The organism is Agriterribacter sp. (assembly GCF_035497235.1).
In the GTDB taxonomy this organism is placed as follows: Bacteria; Bacteroidota; Bacteroidia; order Chitinophagales; family Chitinophagaceae; genus Agriterribacter.
In genome coordinates, this window is record NZ_DATJEB010000031.1 from 87,645 (window position 1) to 106,814 (window position 19,170).

A 19,170-nucleotide genomic window follows, 5' to 3' on the forward strand; every position below is an offset into this window, starting at 1 on the left:
CTATGCAACCTGAAACCTGAGACCTGAAACCTGAGCATAATACCGTATCTCAAAAAAATTGCTTACATTAAGCCTTCTATAGAACAGATAATTTTAAAATCATGAATAATAAAATCGCTTCTCTTACAAAACTTCAGCAGGAAGGAAAAAACATCCACCGCCTTCCTTTTTCTATCAGGATATTACTGGAAAACATACTCCGCAACCACGATGGCTTTGCCATTACTGATGAGCACCTGCATACCTTAACCGAATGGAATGCCGCCGGATCGGATAAGGACATTCCTTTTAAACCGGCCCGTGTGCTGATGCAGGATTTTACAGGCGTACCGGCTGTGGTAGACATTGCTTCCCTGCGTGCCGAAATGATCCGGAAAGGGGGTGATGGTTCCCGCATTAACCCCGCCATACCGGTAGACCTTGTAATTGACCACTCGGTACAGGTTGATTTTTTTGGTACGGATTATTCGTATAAAAGTAATGTGGCCCTCGAATACGAACGTAATGCCGAACGCTATAAACTTTTAAAATGGGCACAGAAGGGATTGGATAATTTTACTGTTGTACCTCCCGGCATGGGCATTTGCCACCAGGTAAACTTAGAATACTTAGCCAAAGGTGTTATTGAAAGAGACGGCTGGACCTTCCCGGATACACTGGTAGGAACCGATTCGCACACACCTATGGTAAACGGTATTGGCGTGCTGGCCTGGGGTGTGGGCGGTATTGAAGCCGAAGCCGCTATGCTGGGGCAACCGATTTATTTTTCCTGCCCGCAGGTAGTAGGTTTAAAATTAACGGGCAAAATTCCACAGGGATGCACAGCAACCGATATGGTGCTTACCATCACCAAACAACTACGCGATTATGGCGTAGTAGGAAAATTTGTTGAAGTATTTGGAGACGGACTTGATCATTTAACAGTTACCGACCGGGCAACCATCTCCAATATGTCGCCCGAATTTGGCTGCACCGTTACCTATTTCCCGATAGATGATCAAACCCTGGATTATATGAGGCGTACGGCGCGCAGCCAGCAGCAAATTGACCTGGTAAAAAGATACTGCCAGGATAATATGCTCTGGCGTACAGGAAAAGAAGCCATTGAATACTCTCATGTACTGGAATTAGACCTGGGCAGTTTGCAACCTACGGTTGCCGGGCCAAAACGTCCGCAGGATAAAATATTATTAGAAGAATTAGACGACAAATTCACAGAGGTACTTAAAACCGAATTTTCAAGAGACTATGTTCCGTTTCACAGCCGCCAGGAACATGCCTGGCTTGCGGAAGGCGGTTCGGGTACTGAATTTTCGTATTCGCCACGTCATGAGCATACCGGCATTACGGTAGAAAAAGAAAGCAACCTGAGATCGGTAAGAATAAAAATAAAAAACAAGGAATATGTGCTAAGCGATGGAAGTATTGTTATTGCAGCCATTACCAGTTGTACCAACACTTCTAACCCCACAGTAATGGTGGGGGCCGGACTGGTAGCCAGGAAAGCCATTGAAAGAGGACTGCGGTCAAAGTCGTGGGTTAAAACAAGCCTGGCGCCAGGTTCCAAAGTAGTAACCAGTTACCTGCAACGGTCGGGGTTAGCCGAAGACCTGGAAGCCTTACGATTCCATACGGTAGGTTATGGTTGTACTTCCTGCATTGGCAACAGTGGCCCGCTTCCTCCGCATATAGCCGAGGCTATTGACAAAAGTGAAATGGTGGTGGCATCTGTATTATCGGGCAACCGCAATTTTGAAGCGCGGGTGCATTCCCAGGTAAAAATGAATTTCTTAATGTCGCCCATGCTGGTAGTAGCCTTTTCATTGGTGGGACGTGTGGATATTGATTTGCTGCACGACCCTTTGGATTATGATCCCAACGGCGAGCCGGTTTACCTGAAAGATATTTGGCCTACCCAGGAAGAAATTAATGAAACGATAAAAGCCTGTATGCGTGTAGAAGACTTTGAAAAGGTATACAGTGTGATCTTTGAAGGAGAGGAAGACTGGAAAAACCTGGTAGCGCCGGAGGGTACAAAATATGTTTGGGATGATCATTCTACCTATATCCAGGAAGCGCCTTTCTTTCAAAATCTCAGTCCTGCTCCGGAAAAACTAACCGACATTAAAGATGCGCGTGTACTGTTATTTTTGGGAGATTCGGTTACTACAGATCATATTTCTCCTGCAGGCGCTTTTGGTGAGCAAACCGCAGCAGGACAATACTTAGTGAGCAAAGGCGTTGCCCGCAAAGATTTCAACTCCTATGGCTCGCGCCGCGGAAACCATGAAGTAATGATGCGCGGCACATTCGCCAACGTGCGTATTAAAAACAAGATTACCGATAAGGTGGGTGGATTTTCAACTTACCTGCCAACCAACGAAACACTGACTGTTTTTGATACGGCTATGAAATACGCGGCAAACAAAACGCCGCTGATTGTGCTGGCAGGTAAAGAGTATGGAAGCGGTTCATCGAGAGACTGGGCGGCAAAAGGTCCAAGCCTGCTGGGTGTTAAAGTAGTGATAGCCGAAAGTTTTGAGCGCATTCACCGGAGTAATTTAGTAGGGATGGGTATTTTGCCTTTGGAATTTCCCGAAGGAGAAACCGCGGAAACACTGGGCTTAACCGGTAAAGAGAGCTTTGATATCACAGGCATATCGGAGAACCTGTATCCCTTTAAAAAAATAAAAGTTACTGCAAAAAAAGATTCCGGTGAAGTAATAGTATTTGAAGGAAAAGCAAGGTTGGATTCCGCTATTGATGTGGCCTATTTTGAGAATGGTGGCATCCTGCAATATGTGCTGAGAGGGTTTTTGAAATAAACCGCTGAACCACAGAGAAGTTTTTGATTTATGGTTTGTAGTTTCTCCAAACCATAAATCTTTTTTTGTGTCTATAGCTCTGCCCACTCTGTGTGATACCTGTTTCAGGCGGCGGGTATAAAAACTTCCTTTGCAGGTTTTGCGGTTAAAGGCTCCACGCGGCGAACGCGGCGATTCCCTTTACGGACTTTGCGTGAAAATCTCAAATTACTTCACCCATGCCATGCCATCGGGAGCATTACCAGTTTTGATATCGCCGGCGAATGTTAGCGTACCCAAATCAAAAACACTTACTATACCCGCTCCGCTGCGTGCAACAAAAGCCTTTTTGCCATCCGGAACAATTAATATGCCCACTGGCGCTCCCTCCGCCTTAACCCGTTTGATCACTTTGCGTGCAGCGGCGTCTATAACAATCAGTTCCCCGGCGCTATTATCGGACACCAGTACCCTTTTGCCATCGGGCGTAAATTTAACGCGGATAGGCACTTTTCCAACCGCGAAGCTTTGCTTTATGGTATTGGACGCCACGTCTATAATATCAATGGTTCCATCACCCGTATTGCCCACCCATACTTCCCTGCCATCAGGTGAAACGTCAATCCCTTCCGGTTTGCTTCCTGTTGCAACCTGGATAATGGCCCCCGGCGATGCGGGTGTGCCAATGTCAATGGAAGTAACGGTATGGGATACCCTGTTTGCTGTATACATTCGTTTACCATCAGGCGTTAGTACCAGCATATGCCCGCCATCCTGCCCGGTACCCGTGAGCCAGTCAATTGTATCAGCGGCAAAATCATAGCGACCCACTGTGCGGGTAAGCTCTGAAATAAAATATACTTTACCATTTTTTGCTTCAATACCGTGAGGCCGCAGCAAAGGGCCCAGCTCAACCCTCCGGATCTCTTTTCGTGCAGCAATGTCAATAACCGAAAGGCTGTGTCCGTGCGTTTGCCCGCCATAATTAGCTACAAAGGCCAGTTTACCATCAGCGGATACCGTCATTTCATGCGGACCTTCGCCGGTAGGCACCGTGGCTACCACTTTTAATGTGGCAGGGTCGGCAATTGCCATTGTATTATCAGCTTTATTTAATACGAATAAGGAGCCTGTTGCCGCCTGTTGTCCTTTAGTATTGCAGCAGCATATTAAATATGTTAATACAGCAAGCGTGATTTTTGTTTGCATGGCAGAAGTATTGAAGGAATAAACAGTTTATTCCAAGATACAAATTAAATGCTATGGCAATGCAAAAGCCACATAGGCGTCACCGGAAGCTGTGCCGAGCTTGCCACCGCCGCAGGCAATTACTATAAATTGCTTCCCATTTACCGCATATATAGCAGGGGTATCAAAACCAGGCGCAGGTAAGGTGGTTTCCCATAACAATTTTCCGTTGCTTTTATTAAAAGCCCGGAACTTGCCATCCTTTGTGGTTGTAACTCACTACTGACCACTGACTACTCACCCCTCTCTTCTCCCATCTCCCTCCTGTAAGGCACTGATGCCTGGACACTCTTTCCACTAACAGCAATGGCTGCTGCCCTGGTAGCAAACCGTACGGCTGCTTCTATAGACTGATCTTCTGCTCCGGAGAGCATTTCCGCCTCCATCCTATTCGGCGCTAATAAAAAAAGTCCACTGAAAATTTCATTGGGTAATTCACGGGCAGAGACGGGATTGAGAATGACTCTTTTCTGATTAGCCTGTGCAAACACCATTACTTCACAAACCGTTTCCACCGGTATTTCGAGCTGTAAAACAATGATACCGGCTTCTGTAATTTTAACGGCAACCAGGATACAATATAGAAAATAACTACCTGCATGCCTTACTCCTGTATGGGATACAGTTCCCGCAATTTTATACAATTCCCCTTTTTATCTCAAAAATAGCAGGAAAATAAATGAAAAGTTGTAGTTTTGCCGCCCTGTGACTTTTTGCTATAGCATCATTGCCCGATAGTATAAGGGTAGTACATCAGTTTCTGGATCTGAGTGTCTTGGTTCGAATCCAGGTCGGGCAACTTATACAGAATGTAAACCTTGCAAATTAACTGTTTGCAAGGTTTTTTTATTCAAAAAATTCGTGGAGTGATTTGAAATACATGTTATTCCAACCCTCCGTAATATCATCAAATTCACTGTCGGGAATGTTGCTGTGCTTTAACTCCACCGAGGTTCCGTGCGCATGAGGATGCAATATAATGGTAACGATGGAAGCTTCTTCCTGGTCGCCAAAATACCATTGCTGCACTATTTTTTTATCCGGTATAAATTCAAGGTTCTTTCCTTCAATACTGTCGCCCCACAACGAAAATGCCGAACCAGGTTCGGCAGACATGGTAGCCGGTTCGCCCGTCCATAGCCTTATAGCCAAAGGATTGGTTAATGCGTTGTATACTTCTTCGGGCAGAGCGGGAATGATATAATATTTTTTAAACGCTTTCAATACGGTATGGTTTAGATGCAAAAGTACTGCCAGGCGGCAAATTGTTAAAATCGTTGTTTTTGGGGGTTATATACGCCAGGCTGCATCAATACCCATCCAATTGCAATGGTATTATTATTTATCCCGGAAATTATTCCTGCTTATCTGGTTGGGACTCTGCTATTTGCTGCAGCGCTTTATTTTGTTGCAGCGGTCCCATTAAAAAAATAACAATGAACACTGCCATCAGCGCCATTATGCCGTAACCGATAAAAACACTATTGTAGGCAAAGGTGTAACCATGTGTTTTGGAGAAATGTTCAATGGTAATACCAGAGAGCGTCTGGAAGATTGCGCCGCCCAATCCCGCTCCTACGCTTGCCACACCCCATACAGAAGCGGTGGCATTCAGCGGCACCACATCTGCCGGAAAAGCCATGGTATTGGCTGTATAAGCAGCATATCCAAAGCCGGCAATACTCAATACTATTAATGCGGTAGCAGGACCCGAAATAACCAATGGCCCGAGAATAAGTGTGAAAGCCAGTATACTGCCAAAAAGCCCTACTGCTATTTTTCTCGCTCTTGGAACCGGTATGCCTTTGCGGATAATGAATTGCGTGAAGAGTCCGCCCAGGATATTACCTATATCTGAAACAATAAAAGGAAACATGGCAAACCAGCCAATCTTTTCTAATCCCCAGTGATGCACATCTACCAGGTACCTGCCGATCCAGAAAGTGATGAAATACCAAACCGGATCCATGAAGATCTTGGAGAAAGTGAACCACCCCACAAAACGCGTTTTGATAAGTTTTAACGGCGGAATGCGGGGAGCTTTGGATGCTTTGAGCGCTCTTTCAGGTGTATAGTAAGTGAACCAGAAAGCAGCCACCCATATATAGCCAATGCACCCGATAATAACAAAAGTAAGCTGCCAGCCGTAATGCATGCCCAGCCAGGCAATCAGCGGCGGGGCCACTACCGCTCCGATAGCGGCGCCACTGTTAAAAATGCCGGTAGCCGTAGAGCGTTCTTCGGGGGTAAACCATTCGCTTGTTAATTTAATTGCGGCAGGCCAATTGCCGGCTTCACCTATCCCTAACAGGAACCTGAATATCCCAAAATGAAACGGCACCCGTGCAACAGCATGCAGCAAAGAAGCCGTGGTCCAAAAGGCCATACACAGCGTATAGCCAAGCCGTGTTCCCAACCTGTCTATCACAAAGCCCGACACGAGGTTAGAAACCATATAAGCTACAAAAAATGCCGTAGCAATGTAGCCAAAATAATCATTCGGTATCATTGATCTGAGCGGCTCGCCCGCACTAAGATAATTAAAGGCAAGGCGGTCTACATAGTTCAATACCGTTGCAACAAATGCAAAGCTCAGCATGAGCCAGCGCATGCGCAAAGGCCGGGTGGTAGTTCGTTGTATGAGGGAATTATCGTTCATGCGCTTTGAAAATATACGCTTTTATAAAAAATCTGTTTCTTATTATACGATGCGCATCGTCATCCCCCCGTCTACCACTATATTTTCTCCGGTAATAAACTTATTTTGTACCAATGTGCAAATAACATCCGCAACATCTTCCGGAGTGCCTTCCCTGTGCAACGGTATCCTGTTGTCAATATTATTTTTTACCTGCTCTGGCTTGAGGTGATCCTGGAAACGCGTTCGTATTACGCCCGGCGAAACACAGTTAACACTAATATTGTCATCGCACAGTTCCAATGCCAGCGCCCTGGTCATTTGCGGAATAGCTCCTTTAACCACAGCATAGGCTAATGCATTTTTTACACCGCGCAAACCTGCAGCAGAGGATATTAACACAATAGCTCCTTCTTTCTGCAGCTTCATATAGGAAACGGCCGCCCTGCACAAATGGAAAGCAGCATGTATATGCACATCAAAGGCCTGGTACCATACCGCTCTTGCCCCATCCAGCAAACTGCCCGGGGCCGCCGCACCCGCACTATGCACCAGTATATCTATGCGCCCCCATTGTTTTTCCACTTCTTCCACAACCCTTATACATTCGTCTTCCCTGCCCAGGTCGGCAGCAATCATCATACACGAAGCACCCAGCGCTTCAATTTTTTGCTGAATATCATTATCTGCTGTATTCCTTGCCACGAGCGCCACCGCCGCACCGCGTCCGGCCAATGCAAGCGCTGTTGCTGCTCCTATGCCATGTGTGCCACCGGTTATAATGGCAACCTTGTTTTGTATATCCATTAATTGTTGATCATTTATTTTCTGTTGGATAATTGAATGCTTTGGGGTTACCGGCAACAGCAACACAGATTGATCTTTCGTTGCATCGCTCCGTTCATCGTCCGGTACTTTTTTCATCAGCACCGGGGATGAGTACTATAGCCCCGTAAATTTTATACCTTTTCGGGAACCGCATAAGGCGCCCGGTAATTGCCCTTTAATAATTTATTTGCCGCTTCACTATTGGTAAAACGTTCGCTTTGATGATCGAAGAACAACTGTTTGTTGCCCGTGCGGTAGCAGATATCTGCCAGGTGCACGAGTGAAGCGCTCAGATGCCCCTGCAGTACATTCCCATTAGCGGGTTTGCCTAACCGTATCGCCTCAACGAAGTTTTGATGGTGAAATACATCAGGGAAAATATCTTTATGCGAGTCCACTACTTTGCCGTCTTTTTCCATTACCTGCCATCCGCCGCCGTGGCGTCCCAGGTACATCAGCCGTTCTGTTCCGTATATCTCTATGCGGGTGGAAGTTTGCGGCCAAAAAGGAAATTGGGTTTTGGAAAACCGTATCTCTCCCGGCACTTTTTGCATGTAAGGCGTGAAATTGCCACTCTCACAGGTCATCGCAAATCCATTTCCCCAGTCGTAAGTAATATTCAGAAATTCGGGCGTTTCTTTCTCAGAATGAAACGCGATATTGCCTCCACTGCAGTATACAGATTTTGGATGCCCCGGATCTCCAAGGGCAAGCCGTGCAAGATCCATCACATGGCTGGCATCGTCAGATAAAGCGCCACCGCCATAATCCCAGAAATCAAGCCATCCGCCCCTGCTGGTCATGCTATGGCGGTTAGGATTATAAGGCACTTTTTTTGCCGGGCCAAGCCATGCATCCCAGTTCAAACCTTTGGGTACTGACGTATCAGCTTCAGGCATCCACTTGCCCCCTCCCAGCATATTGTAACATTTTACATGCACAATATTGCCCAGCTTCCCGCTTTTTATATAATCTCTTGCGGTAAATGCATATGTAGCGCTCCTGTTCTCAAAGCCAACCTGCACTACTTTCCCGTATTTTGTTGCGGCTTCAACCATCTTCCTTCCCTCCCAGATGGAAAGGGTTGGATTCTTTTCCACGAACACATGCTTGCCTGCCTGGAGCGCCCAAATGGTTGCCAGTGTATGCCAATGCTCCGGCGTGGCAATTATAACAGCATCCACATCTTTATCATCAAATACCTGTTTCATATTGCCTGTAAACTTCGGCGCATAACCCTGGGCTTTACTGTATTTGTCAATAGCTGTTTTAATGCCTTCCAGGGTTTCATTTACATCGCAGAGATATTTTACTTCTATATCATCGCTAACAGCAACTATTCCTGAAAGCACACTTAATCCCCGTCCGCCGCAACCAATGAGCGAGAGCACAAGCTTATTGGCCGCAGCATTTTTTGGGGTGTTTGCAAAAGATGGTTGCAGCGCAATACCTGCTGCTCCCAACGACATGTGATGGATGAAACTGCGTCTATGCATACTATATTTATTTAAAGATTAAAAATTTGTACCCGGCTGTTTTTTTAAATGCTTATCCAGGAATTCAAAAGTTGCTTTACCATTGATACTGTGTGGCCCTGTAAAGTGTTCTATGGCAACCAATGTATCAAGCCCCTGCAAATCGTAATAGCGTTGTACTTTTCCGAATTCATAACTCACCCATTCATCTGCGCCCACCCCATCAAAATATCCCCGCTCTACCATAAAGGGTCGCGGCGCTATTAATGCTGCCATTTCTGCATAATTGAAAGTGTGGCCCAGGTCCCATTCAGGCATATCATATTCACCGGTATATACATAACCAAATGCATGTTCCGTAGTAGCAACTTTGCGAACCCATTCATTAAAATCGGCCGAGCAAATGGATAAACAATATCCTTTAACAACAGCCGGGACACGCATAGCTGTTTTACCTCCGTATGAAATTCCGTAAAACGCTATTTTTTCAGCATCTGCAAAAGAAAGCTCCTGCAACCATTCCACAATCCGCTGGTGCTGGCTGATGATGACTGAGAAAAGGGTGAGTCCTATTGGATTAGCCTTGCGTTGAATTACTCTGAATTTATCTTGGCCCCGGTATGGATTATGCGGCGCAAAAGTAATGTACCCTCTTTCCGCCAGACGGGTAGCGAAACCCTTATAAACACTGTAATTCTTTTGGGTCGAATCTGTATTTACCACATCAGAAGGCAATCCTTCCAGACCATGCTGACATACAACAACCGGCCTTTTTTCACCCGGCCTGATACCTTTCGGCACAGTTAGTATTCCCCAGGCAAATACCTCCGAACCAAAAACGTCCAGGGTGATTTCATAACTTATCCATTTTGCCGTTTCCTGGTACACACGGGCTTTGGTATTGAAGCTACCCGATGGCGCAGGTATTTTACCCAGCACATTCCGGAAACGTTCTCTTTGTTGTTCTTTAATAGTAGCCTGCTCTTCAGGAGAGCCTTTCAACGTTTGCCAAAAATCGCGGTTGCGCGTTCGCTCGCATACAGAAAGTTCCTGTTGTGTACATTGTGTCATCTCCCTCACCTGCCTTTCCTGCCGTTGCGGAATTTTGATCCAATTTGCAGATAGTTGATTTGCCGGTGAATGATATATCTTGCCGGGCAGGAACGGAAGGTTCATTGCTTTTGCAAATGCAACAAATGCCGGTGCAGAAAAAAATTGTTGATCCGCTGTTATAAAATTCAACCTGTTTTGAGATGGGATGATGGCAACAGCACGGCGATATTCCGCTTCTGCCGTTGAAAGAGAAGGAGATATTATTTTGCCTGGTGCAGCCCCGGCATTTTGATGGTTTACAGGCGAAACTGTTGCATGCTCAATAATAAGCCTGCGCGGCCAACTCATTACAGCCAGCTCCGCATCGCCAAACGTGTTAAGCAGCCCAAACACATTGCGGTAAATAGGCTCCTCCCACAATTGTTCCCGCGCATTAAAATAGCCGCTTACGAGCGACACAGTGATACGGCTATCCAAAGCAGCCGCATACAAGGCAAGCATTCCTCCCTCTCCATAGCCCGCTACAGCAAGTGTATTATTGCCATCTTCTTTATTTCTCTTCTCCAGCCAGTCAATACCCGAAAAAATCTTTTGCAATTCATAACCGATGATATGGCGCCCAATTTCGTAAGCCTGACGGTAGATCCATTCCCGGTGTGGTTGTTGGGTATACAAATTCAGAGAAGGATTACCCGAATAAGTATAGTCCCTGTTTATGAGAACCGGTATCAGTATTTCTACTCCGCTTTTTGCTAATGCCAGCACTGATGCACTCCCTGTACCTGTTCCTTTGAGCATCCCTGCAAGCGCTTCAGGTTCGATGCCGGCATCAGGAATAATCATAGCCCTTGCCTTTACTTTTTTTGCGGGCATTATCAAGATACCTTCTGCCGACAGGTTGTTCATTACTGTCCACCGCACAGCGGAGACGGTATATTCTTTTTCAACAATAGTATACGGAGCCAGGTCATTACGTGTAGCAATCTGCAGTACCGGTTGTATTCTTTCATCTGTTACACCCAGTAATGTTTTTAATTCAGCTCTTTGTTTAGCTATAGACCGCTCGAACGCGGCAACAGAACTAAAGTGGCGTTGCCAGCGTGATGCCCGTTGCAATGTTCTTCTTCCTGTTTCCTGTATCAGGAAATCATTGATACCATTTACCATTTTTGCAGATAGATCTTCATTCCCGTTTAAGGGTGTGCTGGCAAAAGGAATGGCTTGCTGTGCCACACCATGCAGCAGAACAGCGAGTGTGCTGACAAGGCATGCTATATATCGAAAAAAACTTTTCATAAAACATCTTGTAACTGCCAAAAGCGTTAATCACTTTTCCTTATTCGGTTATGCTTTCCCGGGGTAAAACAGTTATTTATTTTTGCCGGTATCATTCAGCAAATAATGAATACTATTTACGAGAACCTGCTGAAAATCCGGAATATTCCAGTCTTCCCAATGTCCCAGCGAGGTATATACCACTTTGTTATTGTATTTGGTGCGATTTACCCAAAGCACAGGTTCTGACGGCTCATTGGGGATAGTGCCGGTAAGCAGCACCTGCACAGCAGCAGAGCGCAGCGGGCGATTCTGATACAACCAGCTTACGCTTCCAAAACCATTGGGATCCACGCCTTTTAATAAAGGATGTTTTTCCATGCCAGGTACTATAGCGATCTTTGTTTTTTCTTCCAAATGTCCATAATGTCCCTTGTAATTACCGCCCAGTATTTCTTCATCAAATTCAGGCCATTGAGCCAGGAATCCTGATACAGATTCCTTAGACTGGCTGATGCCGCCGCCTTCACGCGCAACATTGCCCTTGGCATCAAAGGAATGGCTTGCCGTGCGGATGCCCAGTACAGGTTTTCCACTCTTTATATAGTTCTTTATCATATCCATTTTCTGCGGCTCAAGTGCAACACGTCGCACAAAAAACACAGCAAGGCTTGCATCCTGGAGTATCTGCAGATTTTCGAGGTTATGCCTGCCCGGTCCATCCATCGCGGGTTTACCTATAGCAAATTCGCAATTTACCCCTTCGCGCAGCATAAGCTCATGCGCAAACCGGGGAAGCGTCTGGTTGGCATGATACTCTCCTTCTGCTGTTATGAAAGCAACAACAGGGCGCTTGTCGTCTTTAAAGCGCAATTGTTTTTTACCTGTAAAATCAGTAGACAATATGGTTGGGCAAACATATTGTTCAATATAATCTACAACTAAACGTACACCGGTAAAGTGATTTACATACGGAGCTCTCCGTGAGTTGTACATAGCATCGGTCATATCGCGCATCAGCACCACATTTTTACCTAACTTTACCATGCTGCGTAACCCAAACGTGCGCCCGATTACGCACATATTGGTGTGTACGCCCGATAAGATCACATTCTTAATTCCCTTTTTTTCAAACAGGGAAGCAATTTCCGATCCTGAGTCACTGATGGCATCACTGTCTTCTATTTTAATGGCATCAATTTGTTTTGTCCATGCCTTTCCCTGGGCACATTGTATCATGTCATCGCAACCTTCATCCGACTGGTCAATAGGCCAGGTAGCTCCCTTTTCATTAGGCACATTTGCGTTATCAATCAGCTTGTCGTATTTTTTGTCGTAATTTTTTAATACGGTTTTCCTTGCCGGGTGATTTTTATAATAATCAATGCAATCACTTGGCGCGTGCACGATCAGAACGCCTTTGCTGCGCGCTATGGTCAGCACTTCGTTTAGCTTTGGCGCCATTTCTGCCACTCTTGATGTAGCGCCTTTACACCAGTGTTTATCCCACATATCACAAATGATGATCGCCGTTTGCTTCGGATCCCATTGCTGCATTTCATTTACAATAGCATAATTATCCACAGCAGCATCGCCTTTAACTCTTTTCTGCATGGAAACGGTGATCGTGTTGCCTGTACCGGCTGAAGTTTGTGCATACATTGCAGGGGGAGTGATTGATCCAAAAATGAAAATTATTGCAGCCATGCATAATTTTCCGCTTCGGAAACATCGTCTTAAATAAAATAAGCGCATAATCAAAATTGGTTTTAAAGAATTATTCATAACCCGGGTTCTGTATTAATAAATCATTTTTATTCATTTCATTCCTCAATATCGGAAAGAAATAAGCTTTATCACTCCATGATCTTGTTTCCAGTACTTCGTGCTTAATAGTGGGCACTGGCGAAGTGTTTTTATCCGGCAATAATTTGTACAGCACATTTGCTTTATAAAATGGTCCATAGGTTTCAGAGGCGATCATCCAGCGCCGGACATCAAAGAACCTGTGATCTTCATACATCAATTCAATACGTCTTTCATTTCTGTAACGCTGTTTCAATACATCCCCTGTTTCATTGGTCTCCGGCTGGCCTGCCCTTTTCCTGATCATATTAATATAATCTCTTGCTTCATCGTATTCTTCAAGTTCTAAACAAGCTTCAGCATAATTCAACAACACTTCTGCATACCTTAAATGCCTCCAGGGAACTTCCTGGCCCACGCCACCCTCTACAGCAACAGAGGCGGGATCGAGAAATTTTTTACAGAGGTACAATGTTTGCCCGCTGTTACCCGGTTGAAAGGGGCTGTTCCTGCTATCAATTCCTGGCTCAATATACATCTGGTTGGTGGAAGCGTTCCATCTTTCAAAATAACCTGTGTGTACAATTCCATAGGGATCCAGGTCAGTCGAATATGCAGGCCGGGTACCCCATTTAGCTCCTTCATATAAAACATTGGCATAAAAACGGGCATCCCTGTTATTATAAGGAAATTGAGCCTGAGCGGGATTATTCCAGTCAAATCTACTGCCATCTTTCATCTCAAAAGCATCCACGAGGTTGCCTGATACAGCATTATTACCCTGACCACCATATCCATTAGGACCATTCATTACCGGCAGGTTATTGTCATTAGAGATGGTTCCGGAAGTATAAAACTTCACCCAGATATCCTCGGAAGTCTTCTTCAGCAGGAAGATTTCGGTATAGTTGCCCGCAATAGAATCACCAGGCCCTGGTTCAGCTTTATGCAGGCTGTAGAGGTTTAAATCTATTACAGCTTTAGCAGCATTTTTAGCAGCACGCCAGCGATCGGTTCTGCTGCCACTGGTATACCCCAGTAATTCAGGCTTTGCATACCCCTGAAACGCGGCTACATTATGCAGATCGCTTGCGGCATATAATAATATACGTGCTTTCAATGCAAGAGCGGCCCCTTTTGTGGCCCTTCCGTTATTAGCGCCGGTTTGTACTTCGGGTAACAGTGCAGCAGCAGCATCCAGTTCGGTTGCTATAAAATCAATGCACTCGGCATATGAGCTCCTTGCAATTGCAAAATCACCTGTAAGACTATAGGCGTTTTTTACTAACGGTACGCCTCCAAACATGTTGGTAAGCTGATAATAGAACCAGGCCCTTAGAAACCTTACTTCTCCTTCCATAGAGGCTTTATCAAAAGGCGCATCTACCGTGTTATCTAAAAACAGGTTACATCTTCTGATCTTGGAATACAAACCATTCCAGGTAGGTTGGGTCTGCCACCCGATAATATTATCCGCTGTCATTTCACCCCGGTTAAATGCCAGGATAGAAGCGTTATCCCGCCTGTGCGCTTCATCACAATATACTGCCAGCATATATTTACACATACTCTGGTCAATGCTTGCATAAATTCCGTTTACAAAAGCGGTAGACAGCGATTGATCCTTCCAAACATCTGCTGAAGAAAATTCGCTTAAAGGGGTGGTTTCAAGAAAATCCTTTTTACAGGATGTAACATCCAATGCCAGGACTGTAACAATAAACCATAGTCTCATTTTCATGGCAATATTTTTAAAGCGTTAGTTTAATACCGAAATTGTATACTTTACTTAATGGATAAACAGTTCCCACAGTTTCAGGGTCAAAAGACTTAAAGCCGGCAAAAGTGAGAAGGTTCAATCCCGTAAAGTATACAGTTGCATTGTTCGCGCCTATTTTATTAAGCCATTGGGAAGGCAGGTTATAACCCAATTGCAGCGTTTTAAGGCGCAAGTAATCATTATTTTTTAACCAGTAGGTATTATTAATACCCCATGTACCACCTGATATTGCGTTTGTCCAGTAATAACCACCGGTATTCCATGCCCGTGGTTTATCAGCATTTGTATTATCGGGAGTCCAGCGGCCATATGCATCATCTGCAAGAAAATTCCCGATCAGGCCTGATTCCAGGGAATAACTCCTAACTGCGCCGGCAGCTCCCTGAAATAATGCAGACAGGAATATATTTTTATAGGACAAATCCACGGTAAAGCCTCCTGTAAATGTGGGCAGATCTGTTTTTCCATAACGCACCAGGTCTAAACCGTTAATGGCACCATCTTCATTTACATCTTTAAAAACCAGGTCGCCGGGTTTGGCATTAGCCCAATGAGGGTATTTATCAATATCTTCCTGGGTTTTAAAAACGCCCATTGAAAGATAATATAACCCGGCGTTCATGGGTCTGCCGGTAGATTGCTGGTATTCGGGAACACCTGGCGTTTCATCCCAGAACAGTATCTTATTTTTGGATAGCGCTGCATTCGCAGACACGCTGTAATTAAAATTTCCACTGCTGCCCCTGTATGCCAGTTCCATCTCAAATCCCCTGTTGGCCACACGTCCAATATTTTCGCGGGGCAAAGTCAAACCTGAGGTAGCAGGCACAGAAGCGTTTCTGAATGCAAGGATATTGCTACGCAGGTTATAAAAATAATTGGCCGAGAGTTGTACTGCACCTTTCAAAAATTGCGCTTCTAACCCAACATTGGTCTGGTTCGCAACTTCCCACGTGATATTGGGGTTGGCGATACGAAGTTCATTCAATGCTTTTGTTAACAGTGTTTCGTTAAAAATAAAAGGCCGGTTTGCAAAACTGTAACTGGAGAGGTATTGATAAGCCTCAATACGATCATTACCGGTTTGTCCCCAGGATCCGGTGATTTTAAAATGGTTCACCATGTTAGCTATTCCTGACCAGAACGACTCTTCAGACAGGATCCAGCCCACGCTAGCTCCCGGGAAAAAACCAAACCGTTTTGCATCAGGGAAGATATAAGAGCCATCATATCTCCATACAAACTCCAACAGGTATTTTTGTTTAAAGTCGTAATTGATGCGGCCAAAATAGTTAAGCCTTGCATTTACGTTGGCAGACCCGCCATTATTTTTATCAGGATCGCCACCAGCAAACATCTGGTCTACCGCTGTTGATACAAAACCACGCCTGAAAGCGGTGAGGTCCATTGATCCGCCGGTAATTTTCTCTACCCCGGCCAGGAACTTTGCCTGGTGATCACCAAAAACTTTATTATAGTTCAACAAAGCATTTAAGGTAGTACGGTAGCCATCAGAAAAATTCTGGTTGAGTTCTGCGGTTGCGTAAGGACCATCCAAAGCCCCGGTTACTACAGGCTCGCCATTTGCGTCAAATGTTTCACGGTCCCAGGAATATAACATGTAAGGCTTTCTCCAGAATTTCCCGTTATTGATCGTTTTATCGTATGAAAGGTTGGTAGTGATTGATAATCCACTCACCCATGGTATGTCTATTTTAAGCCTGGCATTACTCAGGAAATTATAACTTTTACGTCTGTCATAGCCAAGATCATCAGAAACCAACACTACCGGACTTTGCCCGGCCTGATACCCCGCAGCAGGTTTGTTGCCCGGGTAAGTTGCAATAAACATAGGCTTACTGCGGTTAAGCATATATCCGAATGGATTCGCCGCAAAGTCCCTGTCCTCCTGGCTCCCCGAAAGATCAATTCCGATAGAGATGTATGTAGAAATATTTGCATCCAGGTTGGCCCTGAAATTAGCCTGCGAAAACCTGGCAGAACTGTTTTTATAGATCGCATCCTGCAAACTGTAGCCACCAGATACAAAGTACCTGATCGTTTCCGTTCCCCCTCTGATAGAAAGATCTGAACGTGTTTGAGGTGTTGTTTTCTTGAACACAGCATCAAACCAGTTGGTATTAGGATATAACCATGGTTCTGATCCATCCCTGAATTTCTCTATTTCCCCGTCTGTATATATCGGAGCTCTTCCCGCATATGTTTCAATTTCGTTCATCATAGCTGCATACGTTGCAGCATCAGCCATTTCGGGTATTACGGTAGGCGAGCTGATGCCATAATTTACATTGGCTGTAATTTCAGGCTTGCCTGTTTTACCACGCTTGGTGGTAATAAGTATTACCCCGTTAGCTGCGCGGGCACCATAAATTGCGCTTGAAGCATCTTTTAAAACAGTTACACTTTCCACATCTTCGGGGCGAATGCTTGCCATATCCCTTCCTACTATTCCATCCACCACTATTAATGCAGCATTATCACCTAAGGTATTTGCACCACGGATACGTATAGTGGCATTATCATTACCCGGTTCGCCGGAAGTGTTTATTGCCACCAGGCCCGGTAACCGGCCCGCCAGGGTATTGGTAAAGTTTACGGCAGGCGACTGCTGTAATACTTCACCCTTCACCATACTAATAGCCCCGGTTGCTGTTGCTTTTTTCTGCGTTCCATAACCTACCACTACCACATCTGCCAGGCTGGTGTTATTGCTTTTTAATGAAACAACCAGGTTGGTATTTCCATTTAGCGGTACGGTTTCTTCTTTAAAGTTCACATGACTGAAGACGATCACTGCATTTGCCGGAACATGTAACAACTTAAAAAGTCCGGCGTTATTGGTAAATGTTCCTTTTTCGGATCCTTCTATTTTCACGCTTACACCCTGTACAGGACTACCGGTACTGTCCGTTACTTTTCCTGTAATGGTAAAGTCTGCATTAGCCAGGTATCTATGATTTGCTAAAGAAGATAGGGAAATAGAAAAAAAATACAATACAAAAAGCATCCTCAACACCGGCAAGTTTTTATAAGATGAGAGGAGGAAACTTCTCCGCAGGCAATTTGTTATCGTTCTCATGGCAATAATTTTAGCATTGAAATATTCAAAGCATTGTTTAGCAAAAATCTCAACATTTCAGTAAGAGAAATTCCTGTATATTATCCTTACCTGCAGATTTTCCTACAAAAAATGAACATCTGTTTTCAACATGATGGTGTTTTGCCCATATGTTCCGGGATAAAAACAAGTAAAAGCAATTAAGCGGTCTCTTTACCTTTTGTCGCTTCCATGCAATGCCTGCTGAATTCAAGCGGGCTTAATTTTATGATCCTTTTGAATTGATAATAAAAATTAGAAAGGCTGTCAAAGCCGCAGGCATAGCCAATTTCTTTCATAGACCTGTCTCCGTTCCTGATCATCTGGCAGGCTTTGTTAATCCTGTATTCAGTTAAAAATTCAATGTATGTTTTATTTGCCAGCGCCTTGAAATAGCGGCAGAATGATTCTCTTGTGAGGTGTGCTATACGCGCTACTTTTTCTATGCTGATATGTTCATCGAAATTGGAATAAGTATAATGTAAAACATCATTAAAACGATGATCATTTGTGCAGTTGATATCGTTGTTAAGCCTGTTGCTGTGAATAAGTTCCCGGGAATTGTTTTTTGATATGAGCTGTTTTAATATTTCAAGTAAAATAATGATAGCATCCAATGATGAAGCGCTGAACATTCTTTCCATCAGGGGAATAATATTTGCTTTCCCCTCCTCTGTTATACATATACCGTTCTGTGATTTAATAAACAGCTCGTGTACATCTTTCAATTCCGGAAGTTTTAAAAATTCCCTGCCTAAGAAGTTTTCTCCGAACTGCACTACCAATGCTTCCGGAGCGGGGTTATCTGTATTCAACGTTTCTTCATCATGTAAAAAACCGTGCGGAATATTAGATCCTATCAGCATCAGGTCATTATCTCCAAATAATTCTACAGAACTGCCTATAATTCTTGTTCCCTTTGATCGTCTTATTAAGATAAGCTCAGTTTCAGGATGATAATGCATCCCCCTGTACAGTTTATCCCCCCTGTCAACCTTTAGATGAAAGCAGCTACTGGTATTAAAAAAGATTTGCTTAAAGGAGGGTTTCAATACTTGTAACATGACGTAAAAGATTTTAAGCAGTTGAAATATTATAAAATTAGGAAAACGATTTCCTAAAATACAAACTTTAGATGTTATTTA

General features: G+C 44.5%; 12 protein-coding genes, 1 tRNA gene and 1 pseudogene. 2 read left to right on the plus strand and 12 right to left on the minus strand.

Going from position 1 to position 19,170, the window contains the following annotated elements; all coding sequences use genetic code 11:
• Positions 1-101 precede the first annotated feature (101 nt).
• Positions 102-2,825, plus strand: coding sequence for an aconitate hydratase AcnA (gene acnA / locus VL121_RS08720; RefSeq protein ID WP_325404267.1), 2,724 nt, complete (start codon positions 102-104; stop codon positions 2,823-2,825).
• 207 nt (positions 2,826-3,032) lie between these two features.
• Here acnA and VL121_RS08725 read toward each other — a convergent pair whose 3' ends face one another.
• From VL121_RS08725 to VL121_RS08735, 3 genes and pseudogenes are all read right to left on the minus strand, one after another.
• Positions 3,033-4,013: a YVTN family beta-propeller repeat protein gene (locus tag VL121_RS08725; RefSeq protein ID WP_325404269.1), complete on the minus strand. Its 981-nt coding sequence runs from the start codon at positions 4,011-4,013 to the stop codon at positions 3,033-3,035.
• Positions 4,014-4,064: 51 nt separating this feature from the next.
• A pseudogene (locus VL121_RS08730) lies at positions 4,065-4,253 on the minus strand (hypothetical protein); the annotation flags it as partial.
• A gap of 32 nt (positions 4,254-4,285) precedes the next feature.
• A complete protein-coding gene (locus tag VL121_RS08735) occupies positions 4,286-4,696 on the minus strand; it encodes a PfkB family carbohydrate kinase (RefSeq protein ID WP_325404271.1) in 411 nt (136 codons plus the stop codon).
• Between the two features lie 84 nt (positions 4,697-4,780).
• Here VL121_RS08735 and VL121_RS08740 point away from each other — a divergent pair.
• Positions 4,781-4,851, plus strand: a tRNA-Gln gene (locus VL121_RS08740).
• Between the two features lie 47 nt (positions 4,852-4,898).
• Here VL121_RS08740 and VL121_RS08745 read toward each other — a convergent pair.
• From VL121_RS08745 to VL121_RS08785, 9 genes are all read right to left on the minus strand, one after another.
• A complete protein-coding gene (locus VL121_RS08745) occupies positions 4,899-5,276 on the minus strand; it encodes an SRPBCC family protein (protein ID WP_325404273.1) in 378 nt (125 codons plus the stop codon).
• Positions 5,277-5,406: 130 nt separating this feature from the next.
• On the minus strand, positions 5,407-6,711 hold the full coding sequence (locus VL121_RS08750) for an MFS transporter (RefSeq protein WP_325404275.1): 1,305 nt from the start codon (positions 6,709-6,711) through the stop codon (positions 5,407-5,409).
• Positions 6,712-6,753: 42 nt separating this feature from the next.
• The gene (locus VL121_RS08755; protein WP_226804976.1) at positions 6,754-7,614 is read right to left on the minus strand and encodes an SDR family NAD(P)-dependent oxidoreductase; all 861 of its coding nucleotides are present in this window, start codon (positions 7,612-7,614) and stop codon (positions 6,754-6,756) included.
• A gap of 35 nt (positions 7,615-7,649) precedes the next feature.
• Positions 7,650-9,014: a Gfo/Idh/MocA family protein gene (locus tag VL121_RS08760; protein WP_325404278.1), complete on the minus strand. Its 1,365-nt coding sequence runs from the start codon at positions 9,012-9,014 to the stop codon at positions 7,650-7,652.
• 18 nt (positions 9,015-9,032) lie between these two features.
• Positions 9,033-11,342, minus strand: coding sequence for an alpha/beta hydrolase family protein (locus tag VL121_RS08765; protein WP_325404280.1), 2,310 nt, complete (start codon positions 11,340-11,342; stop codon positions 9,033-9,035).
• A 72-nt stretch (positions 11,343-11,414) separates the two neighbouring features.
• Positions 11,415-13,028, minus strand: a complete 1,614-nt coding sequence (locus VL121_RS08770; RefSeq protein ID WP_325404282.1) for a ThuA domain-containing protein — start codon at positions 13,026-13,028, stop codon at positions 11,415-11,417.
• 70 nt (positions 13,029-13,098) lie between these two features.
• Positions 13,099-14,868, minus strand: a complete 1,770-nt coding sequence (locus VL121_RS08775) for a RagB/SusD family nutrient uptake outer membrane protein (RefSeq protein ID WP_325404284.1) — start codon at positions 14,866-14,868, stop codon at positions 13,099-13,101.
• A gap of 10 nt (positions 14,869-14,878) precedes the next feature.
• Complete coding sequence (locus VL121_RS08780; protein ID WP_325404286.1) at positions 14,879-18,007, minus strand: SusC/RagA family TonB-linked outer membrane protein; 3,129 nt, start codon at positions 18,005-18,007, stop codon at positions 14,879-14,881.
• A 179-nt stretch (positions 18,008-18,186) separates the two neighbouring features.
• A complete protein-coding gene (locus VL121_RS08785; protein WP_325404288.1) occupies positions 18,187-19,089 on the minus strand; it encodes an AraC family transcriptional regulator in 903 nt (300 codons plus the stop codon).
• Positions 19,090-19,170: the final 81 nt, after the last annotated feature.